Source organism: bacterium (assembly GCA_029210545.1).
Taxonomy (GTDB): domain Bacteria; phylum BMS3Abin14; class BMS3Abin14; order BMS3Abin14; family BMS3Abin14; genus JARGFV01.
This window is the reverse complement of the sequence record JARGFV010000195.1, coordinates 1-1784: the sequence shown is the minus strand read 5'-3', so window position 1 is coordinate 1784 and position 1784 is coordinate 1. Positions and strand designations below refer to the sequence as shown.

General features: G+C 54.4%; 1 protein-coding gene. It reads left to right on the top strand.

Features of this window, described 5'->3' with window-relative positions; genetic code table 11:
* Window positions 1-243 precede the first annotated feature (243 nt).
* The gene (locus P1S46_12225) at window positions 244-1551 is read left to right on the top strand and encodes a UDP-glucose/GDP-mannose dehydrogenase family protein (protein ID MDF1537235.1); all 1308 of its coding nucleotides are present in this window, start codon (window positions 244-246) and stop codon (window positions 1549-1551) included.
* Window positions 1552-1784 lie beyond the last annotated feature (233 nt).

Below are 1784 nucleotides of genomic sequence, written 5' to 3'. Positions count from 1 at the left end.
AAACGACGCTTTTCCCTTTCCCCAGGACATTAATGAGCCAGGAAAAGTCCCGGATTGGACTTTTTGCGACTCTATCATTTATTGTTCCTTCCAGGTAAATGATTTGAGAGTGGATAGTGCAATGTGATAAGTATCTCAAGAACCGTGCCTTTAATGATTTATTCAGAATGGATGTAGAAGGTTTTGAATATTACCCAAAACCCAGAACACAAAACCTGGGACTGAAAAACCGGAGGTTTTTCCATGCACATCGCTGTGATCGGAACCGGCTACGTTGGTCTCGTCACCGGGACCTGCCTTGCGGAGTTCGGTGTCGAGGTGACCTGTGTCGACAAGGACAAGGACAAGATCGACAGGCTGCTTGAAGGAGAGATCCCCATCTACGAGCCGGGCCTCGAGGAACTGGTCAAGAAAAATATCCACGATGGAAGGCTCCATTTTACGACCGACATCCGGGAGGGGGTCGAAAGGGCGCTGGGCATCTTTATTGCCGTGGGGACGCCTCCCCGGGGAGACGGGAGCGCAGACCTGGTTTACGTGGAGCAGGTTGCCCGGGAGATCGGCGGGTGCATGGACGGCTACAAGGTCATCGTCACCAAGAGCACCGTCCCCGTCGGCACAGGCGAGAAGATCCGCAAGATCCTGTCGGAATACCTGCCGGAGGACATGTTCGACGTGGCCTCCAACCCCGAGTTCCTCCGGGAAGGGTCAGCGGTAGAAGATTTCATGCGTCCCGACAGGGTGGTCATCGGAACAGAATCGGAGCAGGCGAGGGCCATCCTCCGGGATCTTTACCGGCCCCTTTACCTGATCGAGACCCCCTTTGTGTTCACCAACGTGGCCACCGCCGAACTCATCAAGTACGCGTCCAACGCTTTCCTGGCTACCAAGATCTCCTTCATCAACGAGATGGCCAACGTCTGCGAGAAGATCGGAGGCGACGTTCACGTGGTGGCGAAGGCAATGGGGCTTGACGGCCGGATCGGTCCCAAGTTCCTCCGCGCCGGGCCTGGTTACGGGGGGTCATGCTTCCCCAAGGACACCCTTGCCCTCGTGAACATCTCAAGGGAACTGGGCGAACCGTCAAGGATCGTCGAGTCGGTGGTCGCGGTCAACGATGACCAGAAACGGCGCGCCTACCGGAAGGTAAGGGAGATGCTCGGGGACGACGTCAAGGGAAGGACTGTGGCCCTACTCGGTCTGGCATTCAAGCCCAACACCGACGATTTCAGGGAATCTCCGGCCGAGGTTATCGTGAGGGAGGTCCTGGCTGAGGGCGGTACCGTGAGGGCTTTCGACCCGGCGGCCATGGAGCAGGCCAGAAAGATCCTCGGGAGTGAGGGCATAACCTATTGCCGGAACGCCTACGACGCCGTGGAAAGCGCCGATGTCATGGTGATCGTTACCGAGTGGAACCAGTTCCGTCTTCTAGATCTGGAAAAATGTCTGAAACTGCTCAAATCTCCCTGCATGGTGGATCTCAGGAACGTCTATGAACCGAAAGCGATAAGGGCTTTGGGTTTTTCATACTCGTCTATCGGAAGAGTATGAAAACAGCCCAAAGACCCAGGTCCAAAGACCAAAGAGAGGACAAAAAAGAGCTCCGGATCGATCAGCTATTTGAGAAAATCGGATCACAAGGGCAGTGAATATAAATAGGTTTTGTATATTATCGAAGATAGGGTCGCAAAAAGTCCAATCCGGGACTTTTCGCTCAACGGAAAGGGAAAAGCGTGGTTTTCCCTTTCCTTACAATGACTACTGTAATATCGCCAAAGTCTGGG

Excerpts from the sequence above, each read along its gene's own strand:
- P1S46_12225 (MDF1537235.1), top strand. The coding sequence starts at position 244 with ATGCACATCGCTGTGATCGGAACCGGCTACGTTGGTCTCGTCACCGGG.